At 57.7% G+C, this 15,842-nt stretch carries 19 protein-coding genes and 1 tRNA gene; 18 read left to right on the top strand and 2 right to left on the bottom strand.

The window, feature by feature from the left end; all coding sequences use genetic code 11:
• Nucleotides 1-137 precede the first annotated feature (137 nt).
• From ACA060_RS22365 to nadA, 18 genes are all read left to right on the top strand, one after another.
• Nucleotides 138-476 carry a ribbon-helix-helix domain-containing protein gene (locus ACA060_RS22365; RefSeq protein ID WP_109634298.1) on the top strand — a complete coding sequence of 113 codons (339 nt, stop codon included), beginning with the start codon at nucleotides 138-140 and terminating at the stop codon, nucleotides 474-476.
• Between the two features lie 136 nt (nucleotides 477-612).
• The gene (locus ACA060_RS22360; protein ID WP_010457489.1) at nucleotides 613-834 is read left to right on the top strand and encodes an FmdB family zinc ribbon protein; all 222 of its coding nucleotides are present in this window, start codon (nucleotides 613-615) and stop codon (nucleotides 832-834) included.
• A 94-nt stretch (nucleotides 835-928) separates the two neighbouring features.
• Nucleotides 929-2,704, top strand: a complete 1,776-nt coding sequence (aspS, locus tag ACA060_RS22355; RefSeq protein ID WP_497313238.1) for an aspartate--tRNA ligase — start codon at nucleotides 929-931, stop codon at nucleotides 2,702-2,704.
• A 122-nt stretch (nucleotides 2,705-2,826) separates the two neighbouring features.
• The gene (locus tag ACA060_RS22350; protein WP_008072427.1) at nucleotides 2,827-3,573 is read left to right on the top strand and encodes a YebC/PmpR family DNA-binding transcriptional regulator; all 747 of its coding nucleotides are present in this window, start codon (nucleotides 2,827-2,829) and stop codon (nucleotides 3,571-3,573) included.
• A 227-nt stretch (nucleotides 3,574-3,800) separates the two neighbouring features.
• A complete protein-coding gene (gene ruvC / locus ACA060_RS22345) occupies nucleotides 3,801-4,325 on the top strand; it encodes a crossover junction endodeoxyribonuclease RuvC (RefSeq protein ID WP_008147379.1) in 525 nt (174 codons plus the stop codon).
• A 115-nt stretch (nucleotides 4,326-4,440) separates the two neighbouring features.
• Complete coding sequence (gene ruvA, locus ACA060_RS22340) at nucleotides 4,441-5,055, top strand: Holliday junction branch migration protein RuvA (RefSeq protein ID WP_064679388.1); 615 nt, start codon at nucleotides 4,441-4,443, stop codon at nucleotides 5,053-5,055.
• On the top strand, nucleotides 5,056-6,117 hold the full coding sequence (gene ruvB / locus ACA060_RS22335; RefSeq protein WP_008147374.1) for a Holliday junction branch migration DNA helicase RuvB: 1,062 nt from the start codon (nucleotides 5,056-5,058) through the stop codon (nucleotides 6,115-6,117).
• Between the two features lie 127 nt (nucleotides 6,118-6,244).
• The gene (gene ybgC / locus ACA060_RS22330) at nucleotides 6,245-6,712 is read left to right on the top strand and encodes a tol-pal system-associated acyl-CoA thioesterase (RefSeq protein ID WP_010457477.1); all 468 of its coding nucleotides are present in this window, start codon (nucleotides 6,245-6,247) and stop codon (nucleotides 6,710-6,712) included.
• Nucleotides 6,702-7,397 carry a protein TolQ gene (gene tolQ / locus ACA060_RS22325; protein ID WP_109634294.1) on the top strand — a complete coding sequence of 232 codons (696 nt, stop codon included), beginning with the start codon at nucleotides 6,702-6,704 and terminating at the stop codon, nucleotides 7,395-7,397. Before ybgC ends, tolQ begins: the two co-directional genes overlap by 11 nt.
• A 23-nt stretch (nucleotides 7,398-7,420) precedes the next feature.
• A complete protein-coding gene (gene tolR / locus ACA060_RS22320; RefSeq protein ID WP_162556275.1) occupies nucleotides 7,421-7,873 on the top strand; it encodes a protein TolR in 453 nt (150 codons plus the stop codon).
• A complete protein-coding gene (gene tolA, locus ACA060_RS22315) occupies nucleotides 7,873-8,952 on the top strand; it encodes a cell envelope integrity protein TolA (protein WP_109634293.1) in 1,080 nt (359 codons plus the stop codon). The genes tolR and tolA overlap by 1 nt, the downstream gene beginning before the upstream one ends.
• Nucleotides 8,953-8,981: 29 nt before the next feature.
• Nucleotides 8,982-10,250 (top strand): Tol-Pal system beta propeller repeat protein TolB, encoded by a 1,269-nt coding sequence (gene tolB / locus ACA060_RS22310; RefSeq protein WP_218277770.1) that lies wholly within the window; start codon nucleotides 8,982-8,984, stop codon nucleotides 10,248-10,250.
• Between the two features lie 52 nt (nucleotides 10,251-10,302).
• Nucleotides 10,303-10,800, top strand: a complete 498-nt coding sequence (gene pal / locus ACA060_RS22305; protein ID WP_003178634.1) for a peptidoglycan-associated lipoprotein Pal — start codon at nucleotides 10,303-10,305, stop codon at nucleotides 10,798-10,800.
• Nucleotides 10,801-10,806: 6 nt separating this feature from the next.
• Entirely contained in the window at nucleotides 10,807-11,646 is an 840-nt protein-coding gene (gene ybgF, locus ACA060_RS22300; RefSeq protein ID WP_497313235.1) for a tol-pal system protein YbgF, read from the top strand.
• 167 nt (nucleotides 11,647-11,813) lie between these two features.
• Complete coding sequence (queE, locus tag ACA060_RS22295) at nucleotides 11,814-12,461, top strand: 7-carboxy-7-deazaguanine synthase QueE (RefSeq protein ID WP_497313233.1); 648 nt, start codon at nucleotides 11,814-11,816, stop codon at nucleotides 12,459-12,461.
• Between the two features lies 1 nt (nucleotide 12,462).
• Nucleotides 12,463-13,155, top strand: a complete 693-nt coding sequence (queC, locus tag ACA060_RS22290) for a 7-cyano-7-deazaguanine synthase QueC (RefSeq protein WP_497313231.1) — start codon at nucleotides 12,463-12,465, stop codon at nucleotides 13,153-13,155.
• Between the two features lie 63 nt (nucleotides 13,156-13,218).
• Nucleotides 13,219-13,294, top strand: a tRNA-Lys gene (locus ACA060_RS22285).
• Between the two features lie 272 nt (nucleotides 13,295-13,566).
• A complete protein-coding gene (nadA, locus tag ACA060_RS22280; RefSeq protein WP_109634286.1) occupies nucleotides 13,567-14,625 on the top strand; it encodes a quinolinate synthase NadA in 1,059 nt (352 codons plus the stop codon).
• 123 nt (nucleotides 14,626-14,748) lie between these two features.
• On the opposite strand, the gene ACA060_RS22275 is transcribed toward nadA, so the two are convergent.
• Both ACA060_RS22275 and ACA060_RS22270 read right to left on the bottom strand, forming a co-directional pair.
• Nucleotides 14,749-15,237, bottom strand: coding sequence for an RDD family protein (locus tag ACA060_RS22275; protein ID WP_497313228.1), 489 nt, complete (start codon nucleotides 15,235-15,237; stop codon nucleotides 14,749-14,751).
• A 95-nt stretch (nucleotides 15,238-15,332) separates the two neighbouring features.
• Nucleotides 15,333-15,545: a cold-shock protein gene (locus ACA060_RS22270; protein WP_003227496.1), complete on the bottom strand. Its 213-nt coding sequence runs from the start codon at nucleotides 15,543-15,545 to the stop codon at nucleotides 15,333-15,335.
• Nucleotides 15,546-15,842 lie beyond the last annotated feature (297 nt).

Genomic DNA, 15,842 nt, shown 5'->3' with positions numbered 1-15,842 from the left:
ATGATCGCCCTACAGCTGTTGGCTTATCCTACGTCGATGGTCATAAAGTCATCTGGATATACCTTTGCGCCTGCGCTTTTATAAGGCCACGAGAGTGCTCTTACAGAAGGCAAGGATGACAAAGGAGTGTCAACGATATGGATTATGGAGACAGGCGAAGCGAGGGGAGGGTCGGTCCGGTCAAGGATATAAAGATCGATCCGTTTGTCAGCGAATTTGATATGGGGCTGGCCCGGCCTCTGTCCCGGTCGGTGAGGTTGAACGGCTTCGCCACCTGCTTGCGGCTTGAGCAGGTGTACTGGGATATTCTGGGCGATATGGCCAAGGTCAATTGTTGTACGGTCAGTGCGCTGCTGTCCCATGTGGACCGCGAAGTGCACTTGCGTCATGGCGGGGTCAAGAACTTTACCGGGCTGGTGCGGGTTGTCTGCGTCGTGCATAGCCTGAAAGAAGGCGGCTGTGTCGCAATGCCTTAGCCACAGCGGTGGATCGGGCAGAGTGTCGGTCCGTGCAGTCTTACGGCTGCACAGGCCGCATTTAATGGATATAATCCCGCTCTTTGCCGCAAAACCCAGCGTATGCGGTAGCAATCTGATCGCCGAGACAACCCCCATGCCGATGTACGACTATCAATGTGCTTCCTGTGGTCATCAGTTGGAAGCCATTCAAAAGATCAGCGCAGCACCGCTGGTCGACTGCCCTGCCTGCCAGGCGCCAGAGCTTAAAAAGATGCTGTCCATGCCGGGCTTCCGCCTGAGCGGCACCGGCTGGTACGAAACCGATTTCAAGACCGGTTCCAAGAAGAATCTGGCCGGCGGCGACAAAGCTGACTAAGGTCTGGAACCTGAGTTGAACGACACGCGCGAGCCCTAGCAAAATCTGCAGGGGCTCCAACCGAATTTCGATTACGAGAAGTGAAACCACTACCATGATGCGCAGCCATTATTGCGGCCAACTGAACGAAGCCCTGGAAGGCCAGGAAATTACCCTTTGCGGATGGGTTCACCGTCGCCGTGACCACGGTGGGGTGATTTTCCTCGATATCCGTGATCGTGACGGTCTGGCCCAGGTGGTGTTCGACCCGGACCGCGCCGAGAGCTTCGCCGCCGCCGATCGCGTGCGCAGCGAGTATGTCGTGAAGATCACCGGCAAGGTTCGCCTGCGTCCGGCCGGTGCCACCAACGCCAACATGGCGTCGGGCATGATCGAAGTCCTGGGTTACGAGCTGGAAGTGCTGAACGAATCGGAAACCCCGCCGTTCCCGCTGAACGAGTACTCCGACGTCGGTGAAGAAACCCGCCTGCGTTATCGCTTCCTTGATCTGCGCCGCCCGGAAATGGCCGAGAAGCTGCGTCTGCGTTCGCGCATGACCACCAGCATCCGCCGCTACCTGGACGAGAACGGCTTCCTCGACGTCGAGACGCCAATCCTGACCCGTGCTACTCCGGAAGGCGCACGTGATTATCTGGTACCGAGCCGTACTCACGCCGGTTCGTTCTTCGCCTTGCCGCAATCGCCGCAGCTGTTCAAGCAGTTGCTGATGGTGGCCGGCTTCGACCGTTACTATCAGATCGCCAAGTGCTTCCGCGACGAGGACCTGCGTGCCGACCGTCAACCAGAATTCACCCAGATCGACATCGAAACCAGCTTCCTCGATGAAAAAGACATCATGGGCCTCACCGAAGGCATGATCCGCAACCTGTTCAAGGAAGTGCTGGACCTGGAATTCGGCGAATTCCCGCACATGACCTTCGAAGAAGCCATGCGTCGTTACGGTTCCGACAAGCCTGACCTGCGTAACCCGCTGGAACTGGTGGACGTAGCCGACCAGCTCAAAGAAGTCGACTTCAAGGTCTTCAGCGGTCCTGCCAACGATCCGAAATGCCGTGTTGCCGCCTTGCGTGTACCTGGCGCTGCGAGCATGCCGCGCAAGCAGATCGACGACTACACCAAGTTCGTCGGCATCTACGGTGCCAAGGGCCTGGCGTACATCAAGGTCAACGAGCGCGCGAAGGGCGTGGAAGGCCTGCAGTCGCCAATCGTCAAGAACATCCCTGAGGCCAACCTCAACGTGATCCTCGATCGCGTTGGCGCGGTTGACGGCGACATCGTGTTCTTCGGTGCCGACAAAGCCAAGATCGTCAGCGAAGCCCTGGGCGCGCTGCGGATCAAGGTCGGTAACGACCTGGACCTGCTGACCTGCAAGTGGGCGCCAATGTGGGTTGTCGACTTCCCGATGTTCGAAGAGAACGACGACGGCAGCTTCAGCGCCTTGCACCACCCGTTCACCGCACCGAAGTGCACCCCGGAAGAACTGGAAGCCAACCCGGCGACCGCTCTGTCCCGTGCCTACGACATGGTCCTGAACGGCACCGAGCTGGGTGGCGGTTCGATCCGTATCCACCGCAAGGAAATGCAACAGTCGGTGTTCCGTCTGCTGGGTATCAACGAAGCGGAACAGGAAGAGAAATTCGGCTTCCTGCTCGACGCCCTGAAATACGGCGCGCCGCCGCACGGTGGCCTGGCCTTCGGTCTGGACCGTCTAGTGATGCTGATGACCGGCGCCCAGTCGATCCGTGAAGTGATTGCCTTCCCGAAAACCCAGAGCGCGGCTGACGTCATGACTCAGGCACCGGGTGTGGTAGATGCCAAGGCATTGCGCGAACTGCACATTCGTCTGCGCGAAACGCCAAAAGCTGAGTAAGGCTGTCCTGAAGGGCGCATCTTCGGATGCGCCTTTTCTTTATAGGGACAGGTCGAGATTTTGTTTGCTGGCTGGCGCATCTGCGCAGCGGGCAATGTTTCAAAGAGAATTCGGAGCGAGATATGGCGGGTCATTCCAAGTGGGCGAACATCAAGCACCGCAAAGAACGTCAGGATGCCAAGAAGGGCAAGATTTTCACCAAGTGGATTCGTGAGCTGACCGTTGCTGCCCGTCAGGGCGGCGGTGATCCAGGTTCCAACCCGCGCCTGCGTCTGGCGCTGGACAAGGCCCTTGGCGCAAATATGAGCCGCGACATCATTGATCGCGCGGTCGCCCGCGGTGCCGGTGCTGCCGACACCGACGACATGGTCGAGCTGACCTACGAAGGTTATGGCCCGGGCGGTGTGGCCGTGATGGTCGAGTGCATGACCGACAACCGTAACCGCACCGCCGCCGCGGTTCGCCATGCGTTCAGCAAGTGTGGTGGCAACCTGGGCACCGACGGTTCGGTGGCTTATCTGTTCGAGCGCAAGGGGCAGATTTCCTTCGCGCCGGGTGTCGATGAAGACGCGCTGATGGAAGCGGCCATGGAAGCCGACGCCGATGACGTGGTCACTCATGAAGACGGCTCGATTGATGTGTTCACCTCGTTCGCCGGCTTCTACTCCGTGCGAAACGCGCTGGAAGCGGCGGGTTTCAAAGGCGATGACGCGGAAATCGTGATGCTGCCGACCACCAGTGCCGAATTGGACCTGGAAGGCGCCGAGAAGGTGCTCAAGCTGATAGACATGCTCGAAGACCTGGATGACGTGCAAAACGTCTATTCCAACGCGGATATTCCTGAGTCGGTAGCCGCACAGCTGGGTTAAGGGCGAGTAAGATCTCATGTGGGAGCGGGCAGTGGCGAGGGGATTTATCCCCGTTCGGCTGCGAAGCAGTCGCAGACCCAGTGATTACGGTTTTTCTGAAATCTCCGTATTCGCAGGTTCAGGGCCGCTTCGCGACCCAACGGGGATAAATCCCCTCGCCACAGTTCGCTCCCACTTTTGTTATTCGCTGTAATGAATATCGTGCTCTTACCAAACCCGCAGGCGTTATGACTTTAATTCTTGGTATCGACCCCGGTTCGCGCATCACCGGTTATGGCGTGGTACGTGATACCGGGCGTGGCTGCGTTTACGTGGCATCGGGCTGCATTCGCACCGGGTCCGGCGAATTGCATGAGCGTCTGCAAATCGTCTATCGCGGTGTGCGTGAAGTCATCCAGACCTACGGCCCGGTGACCATGGGCATTGAAAAAGTCTTCATGGCGCGCAATGCCGACTCTGCCCTCAAGCTCGGTCAGGCCCGCGGTGCTGCGATTGTGGCGGGTGCCGAAGAGAGCCTGGAGATCGCCGAGTACACCGCGACCCAGGTCAAGCAAGCGGTGACCGGCACCGGTGCCGCCAATAAAGAGCAGGTGCAGATGATGGTCATGCACATGCTGAAACTGACCAGCAAGCCGCAAATCGATGCTTCGGATGCCCTGGCCATTGCCATTTGTCACGCGCATACCCGTTCCAGCCTGTTGCCCCATGGCCTGGGAACGGCACGCAGTCGTGGCGGGCGCCTGCGTCTCTGATAGCATCAGCAGTCATTTTTAGCGAATGAGGGTTTTGCGCCTGTGTTGTCGGCGCAAAACCCTTGTTCTGTCAGTCGCCAGTCATTGATCTGGCCAACGCTCAAGGATCTGAAACGTGATTGGACGCTTGCGCGGCACACTGGCTGAGAAACAGCCGCCGCACCTGATTCTGGATGTAAACGGTCTGGGGTATGAGCTGGAAGTGCCCATGACCACGCTGTATCGCTTGCCGTCGGTCGGTGAACCGCTGACCTTGCACACCCATTTGGTCGTACGTGAAGACGCGCAGTTACTCTATGGCTTCTTCGGCAAGCGTGAGCGAGACTTTTTTCGCGAGTTGATCCGTCTCAATGGTGTAGGGCCGAAATTGGCCCTGGCGTTGATGTCGAGCCTGGAAGTGGATGAGCTGGTACGTTGCGTGCAATCCCAGGACACTTCGGCGCTGACCAAGGTGCCGGGCGTGGGCAAGAAGACCGCCGAGCGTTTGCTGGTGGAACTCAAGGATCGCTTCAAAGCGTGGGAAACGGTGCCGGCGATGTTCGCCCTGGTGCCGAACCAGCCGGGCGGGCCTGATGCGGCGCCGGTCGCCACCGCCGAAAATGACGCGGTCAGCGCGCTGATTTCCCTGGGCTACAAGCCGCAGGAAGCCAGCAAGGCGATTTCCGCGATCAAGGAGAAAGGTTTGAGCAGTGAAGACATGATTCGTCGTGCCCTGAAGGGAATGATCTAAGTGATTGAAGCTGATCGTCTGATTGCCGCCACGCCAGGCCCTCGCGACCGCGAAGAAGTCCAGGACCGGGCGATTCGTCCTGTCAGCCTGGCCGAATACATTGGCCAGCCGACCGTTCGCGAGCAAATGGAGTTGTTCATCCAGGCCGCACGCGGGCGTAACGAGTCCCTGGACCACACGCTGATCTTTGGCCCGCCGGGTCTGGGCAAGACCACCCTGGCGAACATCATCGCCCAGGAAATGGGCGTGTCGATCAAAAGCACCTCGGGCCCGGTGCTTGAGCGTCCGGGTGATCTGGCGGCGCTGTTGACTAACCTTGAGCCTCACGACGTGCTGTTCATCGACGAAATCCATCGGCTGTCGCCGATCGTCGAAGAAGTGCTGTACCCGGCCATGGAAGATTTCCAGCTCGACATCATGATCGGTGAAGGGCCGGCTGCGCGCTCGATCAAATTGGATCTGCCGCCGTTCACCCTGGTGGGAGCGACGACCCGTGCCGGCATGCTGACCAATCCGTTGCGCGACCGCTTCGGCATCGTGCAGCGCCTGGAGTTCTACAACACCGCCGACCTGGCGACGATTGTCAGCCGTTCGGCGAACATCCTCGGCTTGCCGCTGGACCCGGAAGGCGCCTTTGAAATCGCCCGCCGTGCCCGTGGCACCCCGCGGATCGCCAACCGCTTGCTGCGCCGGGTTCGGGATTTTGCCGAAGTTCGAGCCAAGGGCCACATCACCAAACCGATCGCCGACCTGGCCTTGAACCTGCTGGATGTCGACGAACGTGGCTTCGATCACCAGGATCGGCGCCTGCTGTTGACCATGATCGAGAAGTTCGACGGTGGGCCGGTCGGAGTGGACAGTCTGGCGGCGGCGATCAGCGAGGAGCGCCATACCATTGAAGACGTGCTGGAGCCGTACCTGATCCAGCAGGGCTACATCATGCGCACGCCGCGGGGGCGGGTGGTCACCCGGCACGCGTATCTGCACTTCGGTTTAAACATTCCGTCACGATTGGGCGAGATGCCCGTGGTAGACGAGTTCCTTGATGCCGTAGACGATTAATCACCTTTGCGGGCTGATTTATTCGGAGTTTGTGCGGTCTGAGGACCGTACTTTCACCAGAAACCCGCGAATCAATGAAAAACAGTTGCCTGGCCGGATTGGCAACCTGAGGAGTAAGCACTAGAGTATGCGCGCGCAAAACGGGCTTGAGCCTTTCGCACTTCGTTGTCGCGTTTATTACGAGGACACCGATGCGGGCGGCATCGTGTATTACGTCAATTACCTCAAGTTTATGGAACGGGCTCGCACCGAGCGGCTCCGGGATCTGGGCTTTGCCCAGTCCCAGCTGGCAGGAGAGGACCTGTTGTTTGTCGTGCATTCCAGCGAAGCGCGTTATCACGCGCCGGCGCGACTGGACGACGAGCTTCTGGTAAGCGCTGAAGTAATCGAATTGAACCGTGTCAGCCTGCGCTTCAAGCAGCAGGTCAGGCGAGCCACGGATAATGCGCTGCTCTGCGAAGGGCAGTTTCTGGTGGCCTGTGTGCGCACTGAAAGTTTAAAACCCCGGGCCATTCCCGAAGCTCTACGTGCGGCCTTTGCCGACGTGAGCGGCGCGGGTACACACTCAAAGCAGGAGATAAAGCGTGGAAGCTAACGTCGTCGACCATTCCTCCATGTGGAGCCTGGTCAGCAATGCCAGTATCGTGGTGCAACTGGTAATGCTGATCCTGGTAGCCGCATCGGTGACCTCATGGATCATGATCTTTCAGCGCAGCAACCTGCTGCGTGCCGGTCGACGTGCCCTGGAGAGCTTTGAAGAGCGCTTCTGGTCTGGCATCGACCTGTCCAAACTCTACCGTCAGGCCGGCAGCAACCCTGATCCGGATTCGGGCGTCGAGCAGATCTTCCGTGCCGGTTTCAAGGAATTCTCCCGTCTGCGTCAGCAGCCAGGCGTCGATCCGGAAGCGGTCATGGAAGGCGTGGCCCGTGCCATGCGCGTCGCCATTTCCCGTGAAGAAGAAAAGCTCGAGCAGAGCCTGCCGTTCCTCGCCACCGTCGGTTCCGTCAGCCCGTACATCGGTCTGTTCGGTACCGTCTGGGGGATCATGAACTCCTTCCGTGGCCTGGCCACTGCCCAGCAAGCGACCCTGGCCACTGTGGCTCCAGGTATTGCCGAAGCACTGATCGCCACTGCGATCGGCCTGTTCGCCGCCATCCCGGCCGTTATCGCTTACAACCGTTTTGCTGCTCGCGGCGAAACCCTGCTGGGCCGTTACTACACCTTCGCCGATGAATTCCAGGCGATCCTGCACCGCAAAGTGCACACCAGCGAAGAATAAGCAGGTAATTTCCAATGGCTTTAATCGCTCGAGCTCGCAAAAAGCGCAAGCCGGTTGCCGAGATGAACGTGGTGCCTTACATCGACGTGATGCTGGTACTGCTGGTCATCTTCATGGTGACCGCTCCGATGCTCAATCAGGGCGTGAAAGTTGATCTGCCCAAGGTTTCCAGCGAAGCCTTGCCGCAGGACAACAACACCCAGGTCCTGACCATTTCGATCAAGTCTGACAAGACCTACTACTGGAACCTTGGCAGCGAAGTCGACACTGAAAAGCAACAGGACAAGGCCATGACCTTGCCGCAGATGACTGACGCGGTGACCAAGATCATCCGAGCCGGCACTGAAGGCGGCAAGCGCACCCAGGTGTTCATTCGCGGCGACAAGACCGTCGATTACGGTTCCGTAATGGGCGCCATGGGCGGGTTGCAGAAAGCCGGGGTCGGTAATGTTGGCTTGATTACCGAGGCACCCTGATGCAGCAAATGCGAGAGCCGTCCGCCTCGGAAAGCTACTTCTGGCCTAGTGTCCTGGCGATTGTCTTGCACGTGCTGGTGTTCGGCATGCTGTTCGTCAGTTTCGCCTTCACACCGGAATTGCCGCCGGCCAAGCCGATTGTCCAGGCGACCTTGTACCAGCTGAAATCGAAGAGTCAGGCGACCACCCAGACCAATCAGAAGATTGCGGGTGAGGCGAAGAAATCTGCCGCGCGTCAGACCGAAGTCGAACAGATGGAACAGAAAAAGATCGAACAGGAAGCGATCAAGGCCGCGGAACAAAAGAAGGAAGATGCGGCTCAAAAAGCCGAAGAATCCAAGAAGGCCGACGAGACTAAAAAAGCGGAAGAGGCAAAAAAGGCTGATGAAGCCAAGAAAGCCGATGAAGCGAAGAAGACCGCCGAAGCCAAAAAGGCTGAAGAGAAACAATTGGCTGATATAGCCAAGAAGAAATCTGAAGAAGAAGCCAAGAAAGCAGCTGAAGAAGAGGCCAAGAAAGCGGCCGCTGAAGAAGCCAAGAAAAAGATTGTCGAAGACGCGAAGAAGAAAGCCGCGGAAGACGCCAAGAAGAAATCTGAAGCTGAAGAGGCGAAGAAGAAAGTCGCCGAAGACGCGAAGAAGAAAGCTGCTGCCGATGCTGCGAAGAAAAAATCGCAGGAAGCGGCGCGTAAATCGGTCGATGAGAAAAAGGCTCAGGCCCTGGCCGATTTGCTTTCCGACACGCCGGAGCGTCAGCAGGCCTTGGCGGATGAGCAGGGTGATGAAGTCGCGGGTAACTTCGACGATCTGATTCGCTCGCGTGCTTCTGAAGGTTGGGCGCAGCCACCGTCGGCCCGCAAGGGCATGAAGGTGATCCTGCAAATCAACATGCTGCCTGATGGAACAATCTCCGGCGTATCGGTTGCCAAGTCCAGCGGTGATGTACCGTTCGACAGCTCAGCGGTAGCGGCGGTAAAAAATATTGGTCGATTGACCGAAATGCAGGGTCTGAAGCCAGCTGATTTCGCACCCTATCGTTCATTCAAGATGACATTCACACCTGAGGATCTAGCCTTGTGAGAAACCTTCTTCGAGGACTGCTTGTAGTCATGTTCTGCTTTGCAGGACTGGCCACCGCAGATGAAAAAAATATCCTGGTCAGCAGTGGTAGCTCCCAGGCAACTCCAATTGCCGTAGTGCCATTCGGTTTCCAGGGCGGCACCGTGCTGCCGGACGACATGGCCGAGATCATCGGTAACGACCTTCGCAACTCGGGTTACTACGCGCCGATTCCAAAGCAGAACATGATCAGCCAGCCGAGCCAGGCCAGCGAAATCATTTTCCGTGACTGGAAGGCGATCAACGCCCAGTACATTATGGTTGGCAGCATCGTGCCATCGGGTGGTCGCCTGCAGGTTCAATACGCTCTGTTCAACGTCGCCACCGAGCAGCAAGTGCTGACCGGCAGCGTGTCGGGCAGCGTCGATCAACTGCGCGACATGTCCCACTACATCGCCGACCAGTCGTTTGAAAAGCTCACCGGCATCAAAGGTGCGTTCTCGACTCGTCTGCTGTACGTGACGGCCGAACGCTTCTCCGAGAAGAACACGCGCTACACGCTGCAACGCTCGGATTATGACGGTGCTCGCGCCGTGACCCTGCTGCAATCGCGCGAGCCGATCCTGTCGCCGCGTTTCGCACCGGATGGCAAGCGCATCGCTTACGTCTCGTTCGAGCAGAAGCGTCCGCGTATCTTCATGCAGAACATCGACACCGGTCGCCGTGAGCAGATCACCAACTTCGAAGGCCTGAATGGCGCGCCAGCCTGGTCGCCGGATGGCAATCGCCTGGCATTCGTACTGTCGAAAGACGGTAACCCGGACATCTACGTGATGAACCTGGGTTCGCGTCAGATCACTCGCGTCACCAACGGTCCCGGCATCAACACCGAACCGTTCTGGGGTAAGGATGGTTCGACCATCTACTTCACCTCTGACCGTGGCGGCAAGCCACAGATCTACAAAACCAGCGTCGGTGGTGGTGGTGCGGAACGTGTGACCTTTATTGGTAACTACAACGCAAACCCTAAACTTTCGGCTGATGAAAAGACCCTGGTGATGATTCACCGCCAGGATGGCTTCACTAATTTCAAGGTGGCGGCCCAGGATTTGCAGCGCGGTAGTGTAAAGATCCTCACTGATAGCACTCTGGACGAGTCGCCTACTGTTGCGCCCAACGGCACCATGGTAATCTACGCCACCCGCCAGCAGGGCCGGGGAGTCTTGATGCTCGTGTCCATTAATGGACGCGTAAGGCTCCCGCTTCCTACCGCACAAGGCGAAGTCAGAGAACCTTCCTGGTCCCCTTACCTGAACTGACGCGGCGCTACACGTTTTACTTAACACACTGGGGTTCATTAGGAGTTTCACGATGGAAATGCTGAAGTTTGGTAAATTTGCTGCGCTGGCTCTGGCCATGGCTGTAGCTGTAGGTTGCTCGTCCAAAGGCGGCGACAACGCCGGTGAAGGCGCTGTTGATCCAAACGCTGGTTACGGCGCTAACACTGGTGCCGTTGATGGCTCCCTGAGCGAAGAAGCTGCTCTGCGCGCAATCACCACCTTCTACTTCGAATACGACAGCTCGGACCTGAAGCCAGAAGCCATGCGCGCTCTGGACGTTCACGCCAAAGACCTGAAAGCAAACGGCGCTCGCGTTGTTCTGGAAGGCAACACCGACGAACGTGGTACTCGTGAGTACAACATGGCACTGGGCGAGCGTCGTGCGAAAGCCGTTCAGCGCTACCTGGTACTGCAAGGTGTTTCCCCAGCTCAGCTGGAACTGGTTTCCTACGGCGAAGAGCGTCCAGTTGCTACCGGCAACGACGAGCAGTCCTGGGCTCAAAACCGTCGCGTCGAACTGCGTAAGTAATTCGTCATGCGAACGTGCCGTCGTGCTGTAACTGTTTTGGCCCTCAGCCTCGCACCGCTTGCGGTGTGGGCTGCGGTTCCTGTGGTCGATAACGACTCCGGCTATAACAATAGCGGGACTAGTAATCCGCCTGCGGGTTACGGTACGAACGGCGCCTATGCCGGGGGAGGGGTTTCGGCCCCTGTCTCGGCACAGGGCGAGCTGTTCAACCAATTGCAATCCATGCAGGAGCAGATCTCACGCCAACAGGGTGTGATCGAAGTTCTGCAAAATGATGTAGCGCGCATGAAGCAAGAGAACCTGGAGCGATATCAGGATCTTGATCGGCGCATAGGAACCGGCGTTGCACCAGCCGCGACTCCTGATAATTCTTCCACCGGTGGCAGTTTGAATGCCCCCGGTGCAGCAGCTGGCGCAGGTGCAGGAGCGGCCGCCGCTCAAGCACCTGCTGCGGGTAGCGAACCGGCTGATCCGGCGAAGGAAAAACTGTATTACGATGCAGCCTTCGACCTGATCAAAGCCAAGGATTTCGACAAGGCCAGTCAGGCTTTTGCGGCATTCCTGCGCAAGTACCCGAACAGTCAGTACGCGGGCAATGCCCAGTACTGGTTGGGCGAAGTGAACTTGGCCAAAGGCGATCTGCAAGGTGCAGGTCAGGCATTTGCCAAGGTTTCGCAGCTGTATCCCAAGCACCCCAAAGTGCCTGATTCGCTGTACAAGCTGGCTGATGTAGAACGCCGCCTCGGTCACACCGACAAGGTCAAAGGGATTCTGCAACAGGTCGTGTCGCAATATCCGGGCACTTCCGCTGCTCAGTTGGCCCAGCGTGATCTGCAAAAAATGTAAGGGCTGCTTGAGCCGTTTTGAAGAAACCCGCGCCTGTCGCGGGTTTTTTCGTTAGAATTCACGCCCTTTTTATGAAACACGCTTTTTGGGATCTGCGCGTTGGCGGGGTTCCTTGAAGTGCCTGACGGAGGCGGACAGCCTGTTTAGCTGTTATGCCCGTGGCGACTATGCAAGACACATTGAGAATCACCGAAGTTTTCTACTCGTTGCAGGGTGAAACGCGGACTGCCGGGCTGCCCACTGTTTTTGTGCGCCTGACCGGTTGCCCATTGCGTTGCCAATACTGCGACAGCGCCTACGCGTTCACTGGCGGCACCATTCGCCCGCTCGACGACATCCTCGAGCAAGTGGCCGGTTTCCGCCCGCGTTACGTCTGTGTCACCGGTGGCGAGCCGCTGGCGCAACCCAACGCCATCCCATTGCTCAAGCAGTTGTGCGACGCCGGTTACGAAGTGTCACTGGAAACCAGTGGTGCTCTCGACATCTCGGCGGTAGATTCCCGGGTCAGTCGCGTCGTCGACCTGAAAACCCCAGGTTCGAAGGAAGCACACCGCAACCGCTACGAGAACATCGAACTGCTCACGCCCAATGACCAGGTGAAGTTTGTCATCTGCTCGCGGGAAGACTACGACTGGGCTGTGTCCAAGCTGATTCAGTACGGTCTGGATAAGCGTGCAGGCGAAGTGCTGTTCTCGCCAAGCCACCATGACCTGAATGCGCGAGACCTGGCTGACTGGGTGGTGGCGGACAACCTGCCAGTGCGTCTGCAATTGCAGCTGCATAAATATCTTTGGAATGATGAGCCGGGGCGCTGAGATGACTGAACAACTGAACACTGCTGAAAAACGCGCGGTCATCCTGCTGTCCGGCGGCCTCGATTCCGCGACGGTCGTGGCCATGGCCCGCGCTGATGGCTATAGCTGCTACACCATGAGCTTCGATTACGGTCAGCGCTCCCACGCGGAGCTGCACGCCGCCGAGCGTGTCGCCCGTGACCTGGGTGTGGTGGAGCACAAGGTGATTGGCCTGAACCTGAACGGTATCGGCGGTTCGGCACTGACCGACACCAGCATCGACGTCCCGGAAGAAGCGGGCGAAGGTATTCCGGTGACTTACGTGCCGGCGCGCAACACCGTGTTTCTGTCCCTGGCGCTGGGTTGGGCCGAAGTGCTTGGCGCGCGTGACATCTTTATCGGCGTGAATGCGGTGGATTACTCCGGTTACCCGGACTGCCGTCCCGAGTTCATCGAGTCGTTCGAGCGCACGGCGAATCTGGCGACGAAGGCCGGTGTAGAGGGCAATGGCTTCCGTATTCAGGCGCCATTGCAGAACCTGAGCAAGGCACAGATTGTCCAGGCCGGCGTGAAGCTTGGGGTTGATTATGGACTGACCGTTTCCTGCTATCAGGCCGACGATCAGGGCCGTGCGTGCGGCAAATGCGACAGCTGCCGACTGCGCGCAGAAGGCTTTGCAGCGGCCGGCGTAAGTGACCCAACACCTTATTTTTGATTTATTTCAAATTAGGTGTTGAATAGTCCTTAAAAATCAGTATTATACGCGCCACCACACAGCGGGTCGTTAGCTCAGTTGGTAGAGCAGTTGGCTTTTAACCAATTGGTCGTAGGTTCGAATCCCACACGACCCACCATTTTTGTAGCAGTTTTAAAAGTCTGGAAGGCCCACGCAAGTGAGGATTTCCGGATTTTTTTTTGCCCGCGATTTGAGCTCGACTCAACGCGAGGCAGCACCGCATCACGCAGGTCAGAATCATCTTTTGCATCCACCGGATATTCTGTAGCCTTGCGCATCTTCACCGCTGTCCGTGCCTGATGATACTCACTCTCCCGGCGGTACCCTGAAGGGTCCGGAGCCGGGTGTATACTCGACTTTCGCGCGAAAGCGCCTGCAGGTCTTGCGAACATGACGCAGATTTCCGAACGCCTTCTGGTTCAAGCCCACCTCGACGCCAAGCAGCCCAAGCCGCTGACCGCCGAGGAGGAAGCTTTTTACCGTGCCGCCATCGCTGCCGAGCTCAAGGCTCAGGACGCGGTGCTGGTTGCTCACTTCTATTGCGATCCGGTGATTCAGGCCCTGGCCGAAGAAACCGGTGGTTGCGTCTCCGACTCACTGGAGATGGCGCGCTTCGGCAGTGCCCACCCGGCCAAGACCGTGCTGGTCGCCGGTGTGAAGTTCATGGGCGAAACCGCCAAAATCCTCAATCCTGAAAAACGCATTCTGATGCCGACCCTGGAAGCGACCTGCTCGCTGGACCTGGGTTGCCCGGTGGATGAGTTCTCGGCGTTTTGCGATCAGCATCCGGAACGTACGGTGGTGGTGTATGCCAACACCTCGGCGGCGGTCAAAGCCCGGGCGGATTGGGTGGTGACGTCCAGCTGCGCGCTGGAAATCGTCGAAAGCCTGATGGATAACGGCGAAACCATCATCTGGGGCCCGGACAAACACCTGGGCACCTACATCCAGCGCCAGACCGGCGCGGACATGCTGCTGTGGGACGGTGCCTGCATCGTTCACGAGGAGTTCAAGTCCAAGCAGCTCGAAGACATGAAGGCGCTGTACCCTGACGCCGCGATTCTGGTGCACCCGGAGTCGCCGACCTCGGTGATCGAGCTGGCGGATGCCGTCGGTTCCACCAGTCAGTTGATTGCGGCGGCGCAGAGCCTGCCGAACAAGACCCTGATCGTCGCCACCGATCGCGGCATCTTCTACAAGATGCAGCAGTTGTGCCCGGACAAGGTCTTCATCGAAGCCCCAACGGCCGGTAACGGCGCAGCGTGCCGCAGTTGCGCACATTGCCCATGGATGGCGATGAACACCCTTGAGCGCACGCTGAAGTGCTTGAAGGAAGGGACGAACGAGATCTTTGTGGATCCGGCGTTGATTCCCCAGGCGATTCGACCGTTGAAGCGCATGCTCGATTTCACCCAGGCTGCGCGGATGAAACTGGCCGGTAACGCTTAAGTACTCGTAAAAAACTGTGGGAGCGGGCTTGCTCGCGAAAGCGGTGTGTCAGACAACATCAAAGTTGACCGATACGACCCCTTCGCGAGCAAGCCGCTCCCACATTGATTTTGGTGTCCGGGATTACTTTGTTTTCTTCGGGATGCGCACCAGCTGGGTATTGGAATACATGTCATGCCAGCTGCGTTTCTGTTTATCGAACAGCGACCAGATGAACCCAAGGCCAACGCACAACAGCGATGCGATCGACACCACAAAGCGCAACAGCGCCTGCCACAGACTGATGGACGAGCCGTCAGCGTTCTGCACGCGAATGGACCACACCTGCATGCCCAGGGTCTGACCAGACCAGGTCCAGAACTTGGCAAAAAAACCAAACAGCACAAACAGCAATACCGTCGATAGCAGCGGATCACCGTCCAGCGCGCCGGATTCGGTCAAGGTGCGCATTTTGTCTTCGCCGATGATCGCCATCTGGATCATCTTGTAGATGCCGCTGGTGACGATCAGCAGGGCAGTACACAACAGGAAGTCATAGAACATCGCTGCCAGGCGACGACCCAGGGTGGCGGCGGGAAAGTCGCCCTGGGGTTTGAGCAGGTGTTTCGGCATGGCAGCCTCTGGACGGAAAAAGAAGCCATTTTACGGATTTACGCGCACAAAAAAGCCCCTGATGTCAGCATCAGGGGCTTTTTCGTTACAGAAGATTAGGCTTCTGCTTGTACTTCGTCAGCTTGCATGCCTTTCTGGCCTTGCACAGCGACGAAAGTCACTTTCTGGCCTTCTTTCAGGCTCTTGAAGCCGTTGCCCTGAATAGCGCGGAAATGCACGAACAGATCCGGACCGCTTTCTGGAGTGATAAAACCAAAACCTTTCTCGTCGTTAAACCACTTGACGGTACCGCTCTGACGTGTGGACATTTCTTATTCCTTTGACGCAAAAAATTAATGACAGTCTCCTTCTCATGAAAGAGTACTGGGGCTGGTTGCAGGAGAGTAAGAAGACGTCGAACGGGATGTAGCTAACTTGTAGGCTACTGCCCAGGTCACGATTCCAAGCGACCCATGCAAACACAGTGAACAAACTCTACGCCAACTACGTGAGAAAAAACAAGCCCTGTGAGAGGCCCGGTTTTGCTAAGGTTGATGGCAATAGCGTGTCCACTAGTGCGGGCTTATTCGATCGGGCTGTTCAATTGTTTTCGAACGTTATAAGCA

The sequence above is a fragment of the Pseudomonas sp. LBUM1671 genome (assembly GCF_059695685.1).
This window is presented reverse-complemented; position numbering and strand designations above follow the sequence as displayed.